This window comes from Saccharothrix sp. NPDC042600 (assembly GCF_040647305.1).
GTDB classification, from domain to species: Bacteria; Actinomycetota; Actinomycetes; order Mycobacteriales; family Pseudonocardiaceae; genus Actinosynnema; species Actinosynnema mutabilis.
The window spans coordinates 1-15,729 of the sequence record NZ_JBEZBW010000037.1 but is presented as its reverse complement, the minus strand read 5'-3'; the positions used below and the strand labels follow the sequence as shown (position 1 = coordinate 15,729).

Below are 15,729 nucleotides of genomic sequence, written 5' to 3'. Positions count from 1 at the left end.
CGGCCGTACGGGTGCACTCTGGAGTGGTGACCGAGCCACGCTGTGCCGCCGTGTCGGCGGACCTGCACGAGCCGCAGGCGGGCACCGCCGCCACCGCCGCCGCGTGGATCTGCCTGGAACAGCCCGGTCCGTGGGGCCGCGACGCGCTGACCGGCAGCCACCTGGACCCGGAGCTGGGCGCGGAACTGGGTCGCCGGGCGGAGGCCGCCGGGGTGCGGGTGCTGCTGATCCGCCGCCCCGGCCACCACGCCGACACCCACCGGCCCGCGCCGCGCCGGGTGTACGTGGCCTGCACCGCGCCGGGCGCGTCGTGGCTGGAACGCGCCGACACCGACCCGCGGCGGCTGCTGGAGCTGGACTTCGCCGCGCTGGCCGCGGGGCGCCGGCCGGGACTGGGCGAGGTGACCGGTGAGCCGCTGCTGACGGTGTGCACGAACAGCCGGCGGGACGTGTGCTGCGCCCTGTGGGGCCGGCCGCTGGTCGCGGCGTTGGCCGGCACGCACCCGGAGGCGGTGTGGGAGTGCACCCACACCGGCGGTCACCGCTTCTCCCCCACCGGCGTGCTGCTGCCCACCGGCTACATGTACGGGCGGCTGGACGTCGGGTTCGCCGAGCACCTGCTGCACGAGGCCGCGCACGGGCGGGTGGTCACGCGGCGCTGCCGGGGCCGGTCGGCGTTCGACAAGCCGGGCCAGGTCGCGGAGCTGGCGGTGCGGGAACGCCTCGGCGAGGACCGGGACGTGCTGACCGTGCACGGCACCACCGTGCGGCACGCCGACGGGCGGGCGTGGCGGGTGGCGGTGGAGAGCCGCGACCTACCGCCGGCACGTCCGGGAAGCTGTGGGGCGGTCCCCGTCGTGCCCACCCGGCTCGTCGCGACCGGCGTGCAGCGCCTCGTCCCGGTGCCCTGAGTCGGCGGTGGGCGGCACGGCGGCCCGGAACAGGCCCAGACCCAGCGCGTAGGGGTCGTCCAGGCCGGTGGCGCGCAGGGCGTCGGCGGGCAGCGCGAGCAGCGACACCGCCACGCCGAGGAAGTAGGCGTCGAGCAGGCCCGCGTCGCGGGCGGTGGAGGGCAGCCCGGCGGCGCGGTGCAGCGACGCGCCCGCCTCGGCGTTGGAGACGACCATGCGGCCCAGCGCCTCGCGCACGGCGGGCCGCCGCACCGCCTCCAGGTACAGCTCGGCCATCGCGAGCAGGTGGGTGGGGTCCTCCAGCACCGCGCGGCGCAGCAGCGCCGGGTACAGCTCCGCCACCCGGGTCGGGGTGACGTCGGCGGGGGTGGTGTCGCGCAGCCGGGCCACCGCCTCGGCGTGCAACCGGGTCATCCGCTCGGCCGCCGCCCGCAGCAGCGCCTCCCGCGTGGGGAAGTAGTTCTTCGTGGTGCCCAGCGGGACGCCGGCGGCGCGGTCCACGGCGCGGTGGGTGAGCCCCCGGCCGCCCTCGGCGGCCAGCACGGAGATCACGGTGTCGCACAGCAGCTCGCGGCGGGTGGTCACGGGGACGGGACGATAGCCGATCTCGTGCCGCCGGCCGTGGCCACCACCTGCCCGGAGTCCAGCACCAGCCACAGGCCGCAGACGCAGCGGAGGTAGGCCGTGCGGCCGTGCACGGACACCGGGTGGGCGTGATCGGTGGTGGGCCACCCGCAGGAAGGGCATCTGGTCGTCACGCCACCCAGCGTGGTGTCATGGTTCAGTGCATTTCAACCCTTACGGAGGGGCGGCGGCGCAGCTGGCCGCGGCCCTGGTCAACGCCGACCGCGCGGCCACCGCCGCCGACCTGCTCGACCTGTTGCGCGACCACGGCTACAAGCCCCTGGGCACCCTGACCGACGCGCAGGCCCGCGAGCTGGTGGCGTGGGCGCGCCGCCTGGAACCGGTGTTCACCGGCGGGACCGACCGCGTCGCGCACGTCAACGAGCTGCTCGCCGAGGCCGCGGCCCGCCCGTACGTCTCCACCCACGACGGCCGCGCGCCCCACCTGCACTTCGCCCCCGAGCACGCCCCCACCCCCGACCGGGTGCGCGCCTTCACCGCCGCGGGCCTGGCGCACGTGCTGTGCGAGGACCCGGGCCGCCTGGGGCACTGCGCCCGCCCGGGGTGCGGCACGGTCTACGTGGACACCTCCCGCAACGGCCGCCGCCGCTACTGCACCACCCGCTGCGCCAACCGGGAACAGGTGGCCCGCCACCGCCGCCGCACCGCGTGACACCCGAACACGTGACACCGCGACGCGCGGTCAGCGCATGACGCGGCGGCCGAAGCGGGCCCCGGCGAAGTCGGCCGTCTCGCCGATCAGCGCCGAGGTCACGTCCGTGCGCCCCCGGAACCACGCCCCGGTGAACAGCGCGTCCCGGTGGAACACGACCTCGCCGAACAGCGCCCGCCCGCCGAAGAACACCGACTCGAACCCCGCCGGCCCGCCGAACTCCGCGCGCCGCAGGTCCGCTCGGCCCGACACCTTCGCCCCGGCCAGCTGCGCCGCGTCGGCCACCTGCACCCCCGACAGCGCGAGGTTGCCGGTGAACACCGCCGCCGCCATCGACAGCGACCGCGCGAACAGCGTGTCGGTGAACAGCCCGTGCCGCAGGAACCGCGCCCCGTCGAACACCGCCGCCCCGGTCACGGTCATCGCCTCGAACCGGGCGTCGCCGACGAACACCGCCCCGGTGAAGTCCACCCGCCCCACCCGGCACCCGGACAGGTCCACCTCCACCAGGATCGCCCCGGCCGCCCGCACGTCCATGCCCGGCCAGTAGTCCGCGCCGGGCCGCAGGTGCGCGACCAGTTCGCTCTGCACCGCCGTGCGCCAGCGCGCGTCCAGGCCTCGACTGACCCCGCCGCGCAACGCCGCCAGCCACGTGTCCACCACGTCCTGCCGCCGCGCGGGCAGCTCCCGGCCGATCTCGGCCAGCAGCAGCAACCCCTCCCGGTCGCCCGCGCGGAACAGGCGGTTGGCCTCCCGCCACACCGACACCGGCGACGGCGTCTCCCGCTCGGTGCGGCGGCGGGCGTGTTCGTCCAGCAGCACCTCGGCCCGCGCGCGCCGCCGGTGCCGCGCGACGATCACGACCAGCACCAGCGCCACCGCCAGCCACAGCACCCACGTCGGCATGACACCGATCATGCCCGCACCGCGTACGTCGGTGGACGTAGTCCGCGTCACCGCCCCCCGACCGATGCGGAGACCCGCGCCCCGCGCCGACCATCGACCCATGCCACAACCCACCCCACCGGAGGCCGTGCGGGCCTCCGACACCGAACGGGACGCGGTCGCGGGCCGGCTGCGCGACGCGGTCGGCGAGGGCCGGCTCACCCTGGCCGAGGCCGAGGACCGCATCACCGCCGCCTACGCCGCCGTCCACCGCGCCGAACTCGCCCCGCTCACCGCCGACCTGCCGCCCCTCGCCGGACAGCTCCACCCCGCGGGTCTCCCCCACCCGGTCGGGCGGGGTCGGCCGCCGGCGCTCGCGGTGGTCGCCGTGATCGCGGTCGTGGCGTGGATCGCGTCGCCGTTGCCGTTCCCGTGGCCGTTGCTGCTGGTCGCGGTCCTCGTGTTGCGCCACCGCGCGCGTCACCGGCCGACCTGAGCCGCTCCTGCCCTAGGGTTCGGCCATGGACCTGACCGACGCGTGCTTCGCGGGCGCCGCCCAGCAAGCCGAGCTGCTGCGGGCGGGCGAGCTGACCTCCCGCGACCTGGTCGCCGAGTGCCTGCGCCGCATCGACACCCACGACCGCCGCCTCAACGCGTTCCGGCTGGTGTTCGCCGACCGGGCCCGCGCCGACGCCGCCGAGGCCGACGCCCGCCGCGCCCGGGGCGAGGACGCGCCGCTGCTGGGGGTCCCGGTCGCGGTCAAGGAGGACCTGGCCGTCGCGGGTCTGCCCACCACCAACGGCACCGCCGGTGTCGAGGCGACCGCCGCCGCCGACTCCGAGGTCGTGCGCCGGCTGCGCGCGGCCGGGGCCGTGGTCGTGGGCCGCACCCGGATGCCGGAGCTGGGGCTGTGGCCCTACACCGAGAGCAGTTGGGCGGGGGCGACGCGCAACCCGTGGTCGCCGGAGCACTCGCCGGGCGGGTCCAGCGGCGGGTCGGCCGCCGCCGTCGCCGCGGGGCTGGTGGGGGCCGCGGTCGGCACGGACGGCGCGGGGTCGGTGCGCATCCCGTCGGCGTGCACGGGCCTGTTCGGCCTCAAACCGCACCGCGACCACGTGCCGCTGGACGAGGAGGTGTGGACCGGGCTGGTCGCGGCGGGCCCGATCACCCGGCACGTCCGCGACGCCGCGCTGCTGCTCGACGTCCTCGCGCCCGGCCACGACCACACCGCCGCCGCCACGAAGGACCCGGGACCGCTGCGCGTCGCGGTGTCGCTGCGCACCTGGGGACCGGGCATCCCGATCGGCGAGGAGGTCCGCGACGCCGTCCTGGACACCGCGAGCCTGCTCGCCGACCTCGGCCACGACGTGGTGCGCCTGGACCCGGAGATGCGCGACGTGTCCGGCTCGGCCGCCTTCGCCGCCCGCTACCTGCACTGCGCGGCCGTCACCGAGGCCGCCCTGGACCGCCCCGACCGGCTGGACCCCCGCACCCGCCGCGTCGCCGCGCTGGGCCGGGCCCTGCCGCGCCCGGCGGTGCGCGCGGCGCTGGAGCAGGGCCCGGCGCTGACCGACCACGCGAACCGGATCTTCGCCGACCACGACCTGCTGCTCACCCCGGTGCTGACCCGCCCGCCGCTGCGGGTCGCGGAATGGCGTCGCCGCCCGACCGTGGCGGCGCTGCTGGCGGCGGCGCGGATGACGACGTTCCTGCCGCTGTGGAACATCGCCGGCAACCCGGCGGCGGCCGTCCCCGCCGGGCACACCGCGTCCGGTCTGCCGCTGGCGGTGCAACTGGTCGGCCCGCCGCACGGCGAGAACACCGTGCTGGCCGCCGCCGGCCAACTGGAACGGGCCCGCCCGTGGACCGACCGCCGCCCGCCCGCCTACACCTGAGACCGCGGGTCCCTTCGCGCGGGCCCGGTCAGCCCAGGCGGGCCAGGTCGTCGCGCAACGCGGTGTCGGTGACGGTGGCCAGGACTTCGTCGCGCACCTCGTCCCACACGCCGTGCGCGACGGCCAGCCCGCGCAGCCGGGCGTAGTTCTCCGGTGTCGGCGAGGCCAGGAACGCCTCCCGCCGCCAGCCCACCGCCCGCGCCGGCGACCCCAGGCGCAGGCACTCGTCCACCGCCAGGTCCACCAGCCGCCCGGCCGCGCCGCGCCCACCGGTGGCCGCCAGGCCGCGCGCCACCCAGTCCAGGGCCTCCGCCGAGCGCCCCGCGTCCCGCAGCACGGTGGCGACCTGCAGGTAGTGCCAGCCGGAGGACAGGTCGCGGGCCAGCACCAGCACCTGCAGGTCGACGTCGCCGGTGTGCTCGGCCAGCTCCTCCATCACCCGCAGCAACGCCCACCGCTCGCGGTCGTACCGCCCGGTCTGCCCGAACCCGATCACCGGCAGCCGCTCGAACCGCGCCACCGCCTCCTGCCGGTAGCGCGCCAACCCCCGCTCGCCCAGCGCCGCCGCGTAGGGCGCCAGCCGGACCTCGGGCGGTTCGGGGAACCCGGTCTGCAGGTGCAGCAGCCACCCGGCGAGGCGGTCGGGGTCGGGCGGGTCGGCGGCACAGGCCACGGCGTGCAGGTCCAGCACCCGGTCCACCAGCCCGGCCAGCTCCGCCCGGTGCGCCTGGTGCTCGCCGATCGCGGCCACCACCGCCTCGGCGACCCCTTCGGCGGCTTCGCGCCCACCGGGCCCCGCGAGCACCCGCGCGGACAGCTCGGCCACGACCTCGGCCAACCCGTCCCACCGCCGCGACCACTCCAGGTCCGGCCGACCCAACCAGGCCTTCACTCGATCGGGTAATTCGGGCACCGGCACATCCAACCGCACCGACCCCTGTGTGACGATGCTCCACTCGGTGGCCACGACTGTGATCATCGCCGCGTCCACGCCCCCGGCCGGGGCCGGTGCGCGCCTAGACTCCCGGTGGTGAGCGCATGGAGTCCTCACGCCCTGCGCCGCGCGGTGCTGGCGGCCACGGCCACCGGCGTCGGCGGCTTCGGGGCGTTGCTCGCGTTCTCCCTCGCGACCCGCCGGTCCACCCGGGACCTCCCCGGCCTGTGGACCTACCGCAGCGCCACGTGGGGCGACGGCCTGCTGCTGCCGGTCTGCTGCGGCGCGCTGGTCCTGGCGCGGGCCGGTCTGCCGCCCGTCGAGCGGGAACGGCTGATCGGCGGCGCGGCGGCGGCGCTGGGAGCGGCCGGCGGCGCGGCCACGCAGGTGCTGTGGTTGCTCGACGACGCGCCGAGGCTGAACTGGACCCTGCCGCGCCCGCACCGCTTCAACGCGGCGGGCGCGTACCACGCGGTGTACCTGGTGACCATGTCGGCCGCGTTCGCCGGGTTGTGGGCCTCGGTGATCGCCCGTGCCGTCGCGGCGGCTCCGGGCCGTGTCGACTGGCGCGCGGTCGGCCCGCTGGTCGGGGTGGCGCTGGCCTCGGGCGGTGGTTTCGCCGCGCTCGTGCTGCTGGACAACCAGGTCAGCGCCGACACCCGCGCCGGTCGGGTGACGATCGCGGCGGTGAGCGCGTCCGCCGCCGGCCTGCTAGCCGATGCCGCCCTCGCCCACGTGCGGCAGCGGCGCAAGAACCTCGCGTTTCGCGGGTAGGTGTTCCTCCAGCCAGCCCTTCGTGGCGGCGACGACCACCAGGAGCCAGACGATCGAGGCGACGAACAGGACCCGGGTGCCCTTGTCCTGCCAGTCCAGGTGGGCGCGCAGACGGGCCCGGAACTCGCGGTGCAGCCGCAGCGACCCGGCCGCGTCGCCGGCCAGCCGGTCGAGCCTGGGGATCGTCCGGGTCAGCTCGTCGGCGAAGTGCTGCGCGTTCATCTTGTGGGCGTAGAGGTAGACCCGGTAGAGCACCCAGGACAGCGCGAGGAACGCGATGGCGGGCTTGATGTTCTGCAACACGTCCGGCACGAACCGCGCCAGGAGGACGCTGGGCAGCCAGCACGTGGCCGCCGCCAGGAACGCGTAGAGCGGCTGACCCTGCACGACGTTGACCGCCGGGCTGTTCACCGTGACCTGCTGGGCCTTCGAGGAGGACATGGCGAGCACGAAGTGGATCGCCACGACGCAGAGCAGGCCCAGCCCGAACTGGGCGAGGGTCGAAGCGGCGGAGGCGAAGGTGACCCCGCGCCACGGCCCCACCCACAGGTGCCGCTCGATCATCCACACCGTCAGCGCGGCGGCCGTGGCGCCGCCCAGCACGGTCAACGCCCAGGCCCGGCGGCCGGGCCGCAGCAGTTGCAGCCGCACCGGCGTCGTGATGAGGTCCTCGCCGTACATCACGCCGACCAGCGCCGCGAGCAGCACGACGTAGAGCACGACCGGCAGCGGCCAGGTCGGCCGGTGCGCGAGGACGTCGTGGACGACGAGGACGACCAGCGCCGCGTTCGCGGCGCCCACCAGGGCGACCGCGAGACCGCGGGGGCGAAGCAGACGGTCGTCCACCTCAGGGCCCGGTCTGGTGACGGCCGCGACGACGACGCCCACCGCGGCGACGGCGACGGTGGCCGCGATGGTGGCGCCGGTCGCCCACTCGCCCGGTGCCGGGCGGGCGTCGCCGGCGATGTCGAACCCGAGCGGCCGGCCGAGCAGGACGAAGACCGGGGCGGCGGCGACCATGCCGAAACCGGTCAGCAGCGCGAGGAGCAGGCGCTGGTTGCCCAACGCGTCGGCCACGCCGCGCCGCTGCGCTTCGGCCCTGCGGGTGTAGGAGCGCACCCCGGCGCCGACGGCGAACAGGGCCAGACCGACCAGGCCGAGGAAGGCGGTCGCCGCCGAACCGGGCGGCCACGCCGCCTGGTAGGCGCGGGTCGTCAGCGTCGCCACCGCCACCAGACCGAAGCTGTAGGCGCTGACCGTCGCCGGGTCCCGCCAGTCCGCGGCGTCCGACCCGCCGCCGGACCGACGCCGGTCGAGCACCAGCGACACCACCAGCACGGCGAGCTGCACCGCCACGAAGCCGGCGAAGACCGGGAACACCGCCCCGGGGCGGACCACGGGGACCAGCACCGTGGCCGCGCCCGCGACGGAGACGACCAGCCAGATCACGACACCGCGCATCCGGTCGCGCTCACCGGCCCGCAGGCCGAGCACCGCTCCGGAGATGACCGACAGCACGACCACGTCGGGCAACCACCACGCCAGATGCGCGTGCACGGCGGATCACCTCGCTCGAAGCCTCGTGCCCAGGACTTCGCGGAGCGCCGGTCCCGCGATAGCCGGACCGGCCGCGTTTCACCCGTTCGTGGCGCGGGGCCGGGTGGTCCTACTCGTGCAGCGAGCGCGGCGGCTCGGTGTCCTCCGGCGTCGACGTGCCCGGGCCGAGGGCCGCGGTCGTGTCCGGGGCGGCTTCGGCCAGGGAGGCGCGGGTGGACTCCAGCGGGCCGGGGACCTCCTTGCGGGCCACCGCTTCGGCGGCGCGGACGGCTTCGGCGACGGCCGGGTCGGGGGCGGTGTCGAACCAGTCGGCCACCGACGGGTCGTCCTCCTCCGGGGTGCCGCGGGCGGGTTCGTCGGCGGGCGGCTCGTAGCGGAACACGCCGTCCTCGCCGGGGGCGCCGAGCATGCGGGCGAAGCCCTCCAGGGCCTTGCCGTAGTCCGAGGGCACCAGCCACACCTTGTTCGCGTCGCCCTGCGCCATCTGCGGCAGGGTCTGCAGGTACTGGTAGGCCAGCACCTCCGGGGTGGGCTTGCCGGCCTTGATCGCGGCGAACACCTTCTCGATGGCCTTGGCCTGGCCCTGGGCCTGCAGGTAGCGGGCGGCGCGCTCGCCCTGGGCCTTGAGGATGCGGGACTGGCGTTCGGCCTCGGCGGCCAGGATCGCGGCCTGCTTCGCGCCTTCCGCGGACAGGATCGCCGCCTGCTTCTGGCCCTCGGCGGACTTGATCGCCGACTCGCGCTGGCCCTCGGCGGTGAGGATCATGGCGCGCTTCTCCCGGTCGGCGCGCATCTGCTTCTCCATCGAGTCCTGGATGGACGGCGGCGGGTCGATCGCCTTGAGCTCCACCCGCGCGACCCGGATGCCCCACCGGCCGGTCGCCTCGTCCAGCACCCCGCGCAGCTGGTTGTTGATCTGGTCGCGTGAGGTCAGCGTCTCCTCCAGGCTCATGCCGCCGACCAGGTTGCGCAGCGTCGTGGTGGCCAACTGCTCGACACCGACGATGTAGTTGGAGATCTCGTAGACCGCCGCGCGCGGGTCGGTGACCTGGAAGTACACGACCGTGTCGATCGACACCGTCAGGTTGTCCTGGGTGATCACCGGCTGCGGCGGGAACGACACGACCTGCTCGCGCAGGTCGATGCGGGCGCGGACGCGGTCGAAGAAGGGCACCAGGATGTTCAGGCCGGGCGCGGCGGTGGTGCGGTAGCGGCCCAGCCGTTCGATCACCGCGGCGGTGGCCTGCGGGATCACCAGCACCGACTTGACCGCGACGACGAGCACGAACAACACCAGGACCGCGATGACGATCAACGTCGTGGTCACGGTTCTCCCCTCCTAGACGCCGAGCACGACAGCGGTCGCGCCCTGGATCTCCACCACGGTGACCTCCGTGCCGGGTTCGAGCACGCTGTGGTCCAGCGACCGCGCCGACCACACGTCGCCGCCGATGCGCACCCGACCGTCGTGGGCGTCCACCGTGGACACCACGACGGCGGTGCCGCCCAGCAGCGCCTCCACCCCCGAGCGGTGGTCCTGCCCGGCGGTGAGCCGGCGCTTGAGCGCCGGGCGCGCGCCGAACACCAGCCCGAGCGCGAGCACCGCGAACGCCGCCGCGCTGACCAGCTCGCCCGCGCCCAGCGCCGCCGCCCCGGCCGCGCCCAGCGCCGCGACGCCGAGCATGACCAGGACGAACTCGCCGGAGAGGATCTCGGCGGCCACCAGGGCGACACCGACGATCAACCAGATCAACGCGGCCACGCCGCCATCCTCGCACCAACGGGCACGGCGCGTGACCGGTTCACCCGTCCTGCCCCTCCGGCTGCCCGTCGGGTGGGCCGTCGGTGACGAAGTCGATCAGCCGCTCGACCGCGCCGATCAGCGGCGTCTCCAGGTCCCGGAAGCCCCGCACCCCGGCCAGGACGCGCCGCCACCCGGCCGCCGGCTCGCCCCAGCCCAGCGCGGCGCACACGCCCTCCTTCCACGGCACGCCGCGCGGCACCACCGGCCACGCCGCGATGCCCACCGACGCCGGTTTCACCGCCTGCCACACGTCCACGTACGGGTGGCCGGTGACCAGGACGTGCTCGTCGCGGACGCGCTCGACCAGCCGGGACTCCTTGCTGCCCGGCACGAGGTGGTCGACCAGCACGCCCAGGCGGCGGCCGGGTCCGGTGCCGAACTCGGCGACGCGGTCGGCGAGCACGTCCACGCCGTCCAGCGGTTCGACCACGACGCCCTCCACCCGCAGGTCGTGGCCCCAGACCCGTTCGACCAGCTCGGCGTCGTGCAGGCCCTCCACCCAGATGCGGGAGTCGCGCGCGGTGCGGGCCTTGAGGCCCTCGACGCGGACCGACCCGGAGGCCGACCGGGTCGGCGCGGCGGCCCCCGGCGCGGGCCGCACGAGGGTGACGGGCCGCCCGTCGAGCAGGAACCCGGCGGGGCGCAGCGGGAACAGCCGTTCGCGGCCGTGCCGGTCCTCCAGCACCACCCCGCCGTGCTCGAAGCGCACGACGGCGCCGCAGAACCCGGCGGGGTCCTCCACGACCAGCCCGGGTTCGGCGGGCACCTCGCGCACCTCGCGCCGCTTGGGTCCCGCCAGCACGTCCCGCCCGTAGTCCTGTGATCGCACGACCCGCGACGCTAGCGGCTCACCCCATCGGATGAGCGCCTGCCACGCCGGGTCACCTCAGGGTGAGGGCTTCCTCGCGGCGGTCGGGGAAGAAGTCGGCGAACGCGCGGCACCACGCGGCCAGCCGGTCACCCTCCACCACGCCCGACAGCGCCTCCACGCCGGTGCGCAGGTCGGGGGCGGAGTAGGCGAAATCGACCGCGTCGCTGGCCGGGTCCCCGACGCACGGCCGCGGGTCGATGGCCACCAGGCCGCGCGCGCCGGCGTCCAGGACGTTGTCCAGGTGCAGGTCGCCGTGCAGCAGGGCCGCCGGGACACCGTCGCGGGCCAGCCGCGCCGCGGCCGCGTGGCCGGCGGAGTAGTCGCCCGGGCGTCGGCGGGCCAGCAGTTCGAACACGAAGTCCACGCGGGCGGCCAGGGTCGGGAAGTCGCCGCGCGGCGGCACGTGCAGCGCGGCGAGCAGCGCGGACATGGCGGGCGGGTCCCACCTGGCGGGCGTGCCGGGTTCCAGGGCCTCCAGCAGCAGGGCGCCCGCCGCCACGTCGGACTCCAGCACGCGGACCATGCGCGGCGAGGGCTCCCACGCGGTCAGCGCGGCCAGCTCCTGCCCGGCGATCTCCGGCTCCGGGGTCAGTTTCAGCACCACCGGCACGCCCGCGCGGCGGCACAGCAGGGTGTGGGAGGTGCCGCCGGTCATCGGCCGCAGCGGGTCGAGGTCCCAGCGGGCGGACAGGGCGGCGACCAGGTCGGGCAGCGCGTCGATCCAGGTCTGCACGCCCGGCCCGAACCGGGTGATCAGCTTCGCGGTCACGATCGCCAGCGTGCCCGGCTCAGGCGTCGAGCCGCAAAATGAATTCCTCGACGTCCTCGCCCCGGCCCTCGGCGTAGCCGACGTCCTCGCCGACGGCGACGAACCCGCACTTGTCCAGCACCCGCAGCGACCCGAGGTTGTCCACCGCGGCGCGGGCGTAGAGCGGGCGGGTGCGGTCCAGCTGCAGGAACCGGGTCAGGGCGGCGGTCGCCAGGCCCAGCCCCCAGTACTCGCGGTCGATCCAGTACGTCACCTCCGGTTCACCGAACTGGGTGAACCGGGAGATGTGGCCGACGACGCGGCCGTCGAACTCGATGGTCTTGGCGACGATGCTGTCGTCGGCCAGGATCCGCGCCCACTTGACCAGGAACGCGGCCCGGTCGGTCGGGTCGGCCGCGACGAAGGCCGCCATGCGGTTGGCGTCGGGGTCCAGCTGGTGCTCGAAGAACACCAGCACGTCGGCCTCGGTCACGTCGCGAAGCTGAACACCGCTCACCCCGCCGATTACACCCCATCGGCGGTCGCGCCGGCAGCACGAAAGCCCCTCGGCGCGGGGACGACCGTCAGAACGCGGGCCAGGGGATCGCGGGCCAGTCGTCGGAGGGCTCCGGGTACACCCCGGCGGCCAGCAGCTTGTCGGCGCGTTCGGCCAGCGCGGCGACCTCGGCGCGGGTCAGGTGCTCGCCCAGCGCCTCGCCCAGCGCGCCGGACAGCTCCGCCCGCACCCGCCCCAACCCCTCCACCGCCTGCTCGGGCAGCGGCTCGCCCAGGAACCCCCACAGCACCGTGCGCAGCTTGTCGTCGCTGTGCAGGCAGATCCCGTGGTCCACCCCGTACACGCCGCCGTCGTGGGCGTGCAGCACGTGCCCGCCCTTGCGGTCGGCGTTGTTGACCACCGCGTCGAACGCCGCCATCAACCGCACCCGCGGGTGGTCGGCGTGCGCCAGCACCGCCGGGTCGCCGTGCCGGTCGTGGGCGTGCAGCACCGCCCGCCACCCCGGCCGCACCTGGTCCACCGGGACGATGTCGACCAGGTCGTCGTCCTCGCGGGTCTCCACCCACAGCTGCACCATGCCCGGCCCGAACGGGCCCGGCCGCAGCACCGTCGGCGGCACCAACCCGAACCCGGCGGCCTGCGACACCAGGTAGGTCGCCACCTCACGACCGGCCAGGGTGCCGTCGGGGAAGTCCCACAGCGGCCGTTCGCCGCGCACCGGCTTGTAGACGCACTGCGCGCTCACCCCGTCGGCGCTGATCGCGCAGAACAGGGTCGCGTTCGAGGCGTCCACCAGCCTGCCCTCGACCTCGATCCGGCCGTGGGAAAGCAGGTCGAGCACTCCGTCGTCACCGGGCCGCACGGCAGCCGGTCAGCCTTCGTCCGAACGCCGGTAGCCGTTCTGCCGCGGGCACACGTGCCCGTCGGGGTCCAGCGGCTCCGAGCACAGCGGGCACGGCTTGCGCCCGGCGCGCACCACCCGGTCGGCGCGCTCGGCGAACGCCCGCGCCTCCAGCGGGCTCAGGAACACCCGCACCGCGTCCGGGCCCTCCTCGGTGTCGTCGAGGACCACCGCCTCGTCGACCTCCTCCTCGGTCATCGCCAGCAGCTCGATGACCACCGCGCTGGACTCGGCGTCCCAGCCCAGCCCCATCGTGCCGACCTTGAACTCCTCCTCCACCGGCACCGACAGCGGTTCGGTGTCCCGGAGGTCCTCGGGCACCGACTCGGGCACTTCCGCCCCGAACCGCCGGTGCACCTCCTCCAGCAGCGACCCGATGCGCTCGGCGAGGACGGCGACCTGTTGCTTCTCCAGCGCCACGCTCACCAGGCGCGCCTCCTCGGCGGCCTGCAGGTAGAACGTGCGCTCGCCAGGCTGCCCGACGGTCCCGGCTACGAACCGGTCGGGTTGGCGGAATACGTGGATGACGCGTGCCATGACACCAACGACCCTAGGCCACCGCGCCAAGATCGGCAGCCCTCCCCCGGGTTTTCCGTCATCTGTGGAGCCCGCGGCGCGCCCGATCGGCGCTCACCGGCCCGACCACCACCGCTATAGGGTCGCGGGCGTGGTGAAGATCGCACCGTACGGAACGTGGACATCGCCCATCGCCGCGGCCGACGCCGCCGCGGCCGGCGGCGGCCTGCACTGGGTGGACCTGCACGCGGGTTCGGCGTGGTGGGCGGAGGGACGACCGGCGCAGGCCGGGCGGGTGGCGCTGGTGCGCGAGGGCCGGGACCTGCTCCCGCCGCCCTGGAACGTGCGCAACCGCGTCCACGAGTACGGCGGGCGGCCGTGGGTGGTGCTCGACACCGCCGACGGGACCCGGGTGGCCTTCACCAACTGGGACGACCAGCGGATCTACCTGTTCGACCCCGACTCCGACCCCGTGGCCCCGGCGCCCATCACCGACGCGCCGCAGCGCCACCACGGCGTGCGCTACGCCGACCTGACCGCCGGACCCGGCGGCACGGAGGTGTGGTGCGTGCGCGAGACCGTCACCGGCGACGCCCGCACCGACATCCGCCGCGACCTGGTCGCCGTCCCCCTCGACGGCTCCGCCCCGCGCGTGCTCGCCGCCAGCCACCACTTCATGACCGGGCCGCGCCTGTCGCCCGACGGCACCCGGTTCGCCTGGATCGGCTGGGACCACCCGAACATGCCGTGGGACGGCACCGAGCTGTGCGTGGCCGAGGTCGGCTCCACCGGGCACCGCGTCGTCGCCGGCGGCCCGGAGGAGGCCGTGTGCCAGGTCGAGTGGGACGGGCCCGACCTGCTCGCCCTCACCGACCCCGACGGCTGGTGGAACCTGTTCCGCATCACCCCCGACGGCGCCCGCACCAACCTCGCCCCCTGCGCCGAGGAACTCGGCGGCCCGATGTGGCGGCTGGGCAACCGGTGGTTCGCCACCCTCGGCGGCGGCCGGCACCTCGTGCTGCGCTCCGGCGCGCTGGCCGTGCTCGACGAGCGTTCGGGGACGGTCACCGACGTCGACAACGACCTGCCCGTGTGGGGCGCGCACCTGGCCGTGCAGGACGGGATCGTGGTCAGCAGCGCCGCCGGGCCCCGCGAGGAAGCCGCCGTCGTCCGCCTCGACCTGTCCACGGGTGAGCTGACCCGGCTCACCGAGGCCCCCGCCGCGCTGCCGTCCGCCGACTACCTGCCGGTGCCCGCCGAACGCGTCTTCACCGGCCCCGACGGGCAGGACGTGCCCGCCTACGTCTACCCGCCCACCAACCCCGACTTCGCCGGCCCCGACGACGAGCGCCCGCCCTACGTCGTGCACGTCCACGGCGGACCCACCGGCCGCAGCGCGCCCGTCCTGGACATCGACATCGCCTACTTCACCAGCCGCGGCATCGGCGTCGTCGCGGTCAACTACGGCGGCTCCACCGGCTACGGCCGCGCCTTCCGCGAACGGCTGCGCGGCCAGTGGGGCGTGGTGGACGTCAACGACTGCGCCGCCGTCGCCCAGGCCCTGGCCGACGAGGGCACCGCCGACGGCGCCCGGCTGGGCATCCGCGGCGGCAGCGCTGGCGGCTGGACCTCCGCCGCGTCGATGACCACCGTCAAGACCTACCGGTGCGGCATGGTCGCCTTCCCCATCCTGGACCTGCGCGGCTGGACCGGCGACGGCGGCGAGACCCACGACTTCGAGTCCCGCTACGTCGAGGGCCTGGTCGGACCGTGGCCGCAGGCCGCCGAGATCTACGCCGAACGCTCCCCCTCCCACCGCGTGGACCGGCTCGCCGGGCCCGTGCTGCTGCTGCAGGGCCTGGAGGACGAGATCTGCCCGCCCGAGCAGGCCGACCGGTTCGTCGCGGCCCTGGACGGCACCGGCATCCCGCACGCCTACCTGACCTTCGAGGGCGAACAGCACGGCTTCCGCAAAGCCGAGTCGATCGTCGCCGCGCTGGAGGCCGAACTGTCCTTCTACGGCCAGGTCTTCGGGTTCACCCCGCCCCACGTCCCCGTCCTGCCCCTGCGCCGGTGACCCCACCACGCCACCCCGGGCCCGCCGCCACCCCGGCGGGCC

The 15,729-nt window shown here is 75.6% G+C and carries 18 protein-coding genes; 6 read left to right on the top strand and 12 right to left on the bottom strand.

What is annotated here, in order from left to right; genetic code table 11:
- Nucleotides 1–26 precede the first annotated feature (26 nt).
- Nucleotides 27–911, top strand: coding sequence for a sucrase ferredoxin (locus AB0A74_RS22120; RefSeq protein ID WP_358252052.1), 885 nt, complete (start codon nt 27–29; stop codon nt 909–911).
- Here the strand turns inward: AB0A74_RS22120 and AB0A74_RS22115 are convergent.
- Together AB0A74_RS22115 and AB0A74_RS22110 are read right to left on the bottom strand one after the other, a co-directional pair.
- The gene (locus tag AB0A74_RS22115; protein ID WP_358252051.1) at nt 816–1,496 is read right to left on the bottom strand and encodes a TetR/AcrR family transcriptional regulator; all 681 of its coding nucleotides are present in this window, start codon (nt 1,494–1,496) and stop codon (nt 816–818) included. The genes AB0A74_RS22120 and AB0A74_RS22115 overlap by 96 nt on opposite strands.
- Nucleotides 1,493–1,669 (bottom strand): hypothetical protein, encoded by a 177-nt coding sequence (locus AB0A74_RS22110; RefSeq protein WP_358252049.1) that lies wholly within the window; start codon nt 1,667–1,669, stop codon nt 1,493–1,495. The genes AB0A74_RS22115 and AB0A74_RS22110 overlap by 4 nt, the downstream gene beginning before the upstream one ends.
- Before the next feature lie 26 nt (nt 1,670–1,695).
- On the opposite strand from AB0A74_RS22110, the gene AB0A74_RS22105 reads away from it, so the two are divergent.
- A complete protein-coding gene (locus tag AB0A74_RS22105) occupies nt 1,696–2,208 on the top strand; it encodes a CGNR zinc finger domain-containing protein (RefSeq protein ID WP_358252047.1) in 513 nt (170 codons plus the stop codon).
- 30 nt (nt 2,209–2,238) lie between these two features.
- Here the strand turns inward: AB0A74_RS22105 and AB0A74_RS22100 are convergent, their stop codons facing one another.
- Complete coding sequence (locus AB0A74_RS22100) at nt 2,239–3,126, bottom strand: pentapeptide repeat-containing protein (protein ID WP_358252045.1); 888 nt, start codon at nt 3,124–3,126, stop codon at nt 2,239–2,241.
- A gap of 88 nt (nt 3,127–3,214) precedes the next feature.
- Here AB0A74_RS22100 and AB0A74_RS22095 point away from each other — a divergent pair, with 88 nt between their 5' ends.
- Together AB0A74_RS22095 and AB0A74_RS22090 are read left to right on the top strand one after the other, a co-directional pair.
- Nucleotides 3,215–3,589, top strand: a complete 375-nt coding sequence (locus AB0A74_RS22095) for a DUF1707 domain-containing protein (protein ID WP_358252043.1) — start codon at nt 3,215–3,217, stop codon at nt 3,587–3,589.
- Nucleotides 3,590–3,614: 25 nt separating this feature from the next.
- Nucleotides 3,615–4,988 (top strand): amidase family protein, encoded by a 1,374-nt coding sequence (locus tag AB0A74_RS22090; RefSeq protein WP_358252041.1) that lies wholly within the window; start codon nt 3,615–3,617, stop codon nt 4,986–4,988.
- Between the two features lie 28 nt (nt 4,989–5,016).
- On the opposite strand, the gene AB0A74_RS22085 is transcribed toward AB0A74_RS22090, so the two are convergent.
- Complete coding sequence (locus tag AB0A74_RS22085; protein ID WP_358252040.1) at nt 5,017–5,967, bottom strand: hypothetical protein; 951 nt, start codon at nt 5,965–5,967, stop codon at nt 5,017–5,019.
- Nucleotides 5,968–6,018: 51 nt separating this feature from the next.
- Here AB0A74_RS22085 and AB0A74_RS22080 point away from each other — a divergent pair, with 51 nt between their 5' ends.
- Nucleotides 6,019–6,696 carry a hypothetical protein gene (locus AB0A74_RS22080; protein ID WP_358252038.1) on the top strand — a complete coding sequence of 226 codons (678 nt, stop codon included), beginning with the start codon at nt 6,019–6,021 and terminating at the stop codon, nt 6,694–6,696.
- Here AB0A74_RS22080 and AB0A74_RS22075 read toward each other — a convergent pair.
- The 8 genes from AB0A74_RS22075 to AB0A74_RS22040 all read right to left on the bottom strand — a co-directional run bounded on the left by AB0A74_RS22075 (nt 6,634) and on the right by AB0A74_RS22040 (nt 13,631).
- The gene (locus tag AB0A74_RS22075) at nt 6,634–8,253 is read right to left on the bottom strand and encodes a hypothetical protein (RefSeq protein WP_358252036.1); all 1,620 of its coding nucleotides are present in this window, start codon (nt 8,251–8,253) and stop codon (nt 6,634–6,636) included. The two genes, AB0A74_RS22080 and AB0A74_RS22075, sit on opposite strands and share 63 nt — an antisense overlap.
- Before the next feature lie 109 nt (nt 8,254–8,362).
- On the bottom strand, nt 8,363–9,580 hold the full coding sequence (locus AB0A74_RS22070; RefSeq protein WP_358252034.1) for an SPFH domain-containing protein: 1,218 nt from the start codon (nt 9,578–9,580) through the stop codon (nt 8,363–8,365).
- Nucleotides 9,581–9,592: 12 nt separating this feature from the next.
- Entirely contained in the window at nt 9,593–10,015 is a 423-nt protein-coding gene (locus AB0A74_RS22065) for an NfeD family protein (protein WP_358252032.1), read from the bottom strand.
- Nucleotides 10,016–10,055: 40 nt separating this feature from the next.
- Nucleotides 10,056–10,886, bottom strand: coding sequence for a DUF3097 domain-containing protein (locus AB0A74_RS22060; RefSeq protein WP_358252030.1), 831 nt, complete (start codon nt 10,884–10,886; stop codon nt 10,056–10,058).
- A gap of 52 nt (nt 10,887–10,938) precedes the next feature.
- Nucleotides 10,939–11,697 carry an aminoglycoside phosphotransferase family protein gene (locus tag AB0A74_RS22055; protein WP_358252028.1) on the bottom strand — a complete coding sequence of 253 codons (759 nt, stop codon included), beginning with the start codon at nt 11,695–11,697 and terminating at the stop codon, nt 10,939–10,941.
- 19 nt (nt 11,698–11,716) lie between these two features.
- Nucleotides 11,717–12,169: a GNAT family N-acetyltransferase gene (locus tag AB0A74_RS22050; RefSeq protein ID WP_358252027.1), complete on the bottom strand. Its 453-nt coding sequence runs from the start codon at nt 12,167–12,169 to the stop codon at nt 11,717–11,719.
- A 91-nt stretch (nt 12,170–12,260) separates the two neighbouring features.
- Entirely contained in the window at nt 12,261–13,034 is a 774-nt protein-coding gene (locus AB0A74_RS22045; RefSeq protein WP_358252026.1) for an SCO1664 family protein, read from the bottom strand.
- Between the two features lie 30 nt (nt 13,035–13,064).
- The gene (locus tag AB0A74_RS22040) at nt 13,065–13,631 is read right to left on the bottom strand and encodes a DUF3090 domain-containing protein (RefSeq protein ID WP_343933514.1); all 567 of its coding nucleotides are present in this window, start codon (nt 13,629–13,631) and stop codon (nt 13,065–13,067) included.
- Nucleotides 13,632–13,761: 130 nt separating this feature from the next.
- On the opposite strand from AB0A74_RS22040, the gene AB0A74_RS22035 reads away from it, so the two are divergent.
- Nucleotides 13,762–15,687 carry a prolyl oligopeptidase family serine peptidase gene (locus AB0A74_RS22035; RefSeq protein ID WP_358252024.1) on the top strand — a complete coding sequence of 642 codons (1,926 nt, stop codon included), beginning with the start codon at nt 13,762–13,764 and terminating at the stop codon, nt 15,685–15,687.
- The last annotated feature ends 42 nt before the right edge of the window (nt 15,688–15,729 follow it).